Origin of the sequence: Streptomyces sp. NPDC046862 (genome assembly GCF_040704615.1) — a bacterium.
Taxonomy (GTDB): Bacteria; Actinomycetota; Actinomycetes; order Streptomycetales; family Streptomycetaceae; genus Streptomyces.
The window spans coordinates 1-1250 of the sequence record NZ_JBEYXP010000133.1 but is presented as its reverse complement, the minus strand read 5'-3'; the positions used below and the strand labels follow the sequence as shown (position 1 = coordinate 1250).

Below are 1250 nucleotides of genomic sequence, written 5' to 3'. Positions count from 1 at the left end.
GAAGGGGTGGTTGGTGGGGGTGAGGCCGGGTGGGGTGTTGGTGGGGGGTGGGGTGAGCCAGTAGTGCTGGTGTTGGAAGGGGTAGTGGGGGAGGTTGGTGTGGTGGGTGTGGGTGTGGGTGAAGTGGTGGGGCCAGTTGACGTGGACGCCGCGCACGAATGCCTGAGCCACCGACGACAGCAGCTGACCAAGGTCGCCCTGGTCCCGGCGGAGCGATCCCCCGACGACGGCGTCGGCGCCGGTCTCGTCGACGGTCTCCTGGAGACCCACGGTCAGCACCGGGTGCGGGCTCATCTCCAGGAACGCGTCGTAACGCTCGCCGAGCAGCTTTCGTACCGAGTCCTCCAGCCGCACCGTCTCACGCACGTTGCGGAACCAGTAGTCGGCGTCGGCGGCGCTCTCCGGGAGCCAGTCGCCGGTGACGGTGGACAGCAGCGGCACCTCGGCCGGACGCGGGGCGATCCCCGCGAGCGACTCGGCGAGCCGGCCCCGCACCTCGTCCACCTGGGCCGAGTGGGAGGCGTAGTCCACCGGGATGATCCGTGCCTTGACGCCACCCCTGGTCAAGTCCTCGTGCAGTTCGCGGAGCGCGTCCGCCTCACCGGACACCACCGTGGACCTCGGGCCGTTGACGGCCGCCACGGAGAGCCGGCCCGACCAGGGGTCCAACCGGTCGCGGACCTCGTCCTGCGGCAGCGGTACGGACATCATCCCGCCCCGCCCCGCCAGGCGCAGCAGGGCTCGGCTCCGCAGCGCCACGATGCGGGCGGCATCGTCGAGCGACAGGATCCCGGCGACGCACGCCGCGGCGATCTCACCCTGTGAGTGCCCCACAACGGCGGCGGGTTCGACACCGTACGACCGCCATACGGCAGCCAGGGACACCATCATGGCGAAGAGCGCCGGCTGGACGACGTCCACCCGGTCCAGGGACGCGGCATCGGGAGCGCCGCTCACCACGCCCAGCAGTTCCCAGTCCACGTGCGGCGACAAGGCACGGGCGCAGTCCTGCATCGCCGCCGCGAACTCCGGCGAGGAGTCGAGGAGTTCGCGTGCCATGCCCTGCCACTGCGACCCCTGGCCCGGGAAGACGAACACCGGTTTGCGCGGCTTCGCCGGCTCGGGCGCGGTGGTGAGGTGGGGGTGGGCCATGTGGGTGGTGAGGTGGTCGAGTGGGGTGTGGGGTGTGTCGTGGGTGGGGGTGAGGATGACGGCTCGGTGGGGGTGGTGGGTGCGGGTGGCGAGGGTGT

Annotated in this window: 1 protein-coding gene; it reads right to left on the bottom strand. The window is 71.4% G+C overall.

The annotated features are described in order from the left end of the window. Positions 1-1250, bottom strand: a 1250-nt coding sequence (locus tag AB0959_RS52960) for an acyltransferase domain-containing protein (RefSeq protein WP_366834211.1), incomplete at both ends; no start/stop codon positions are given.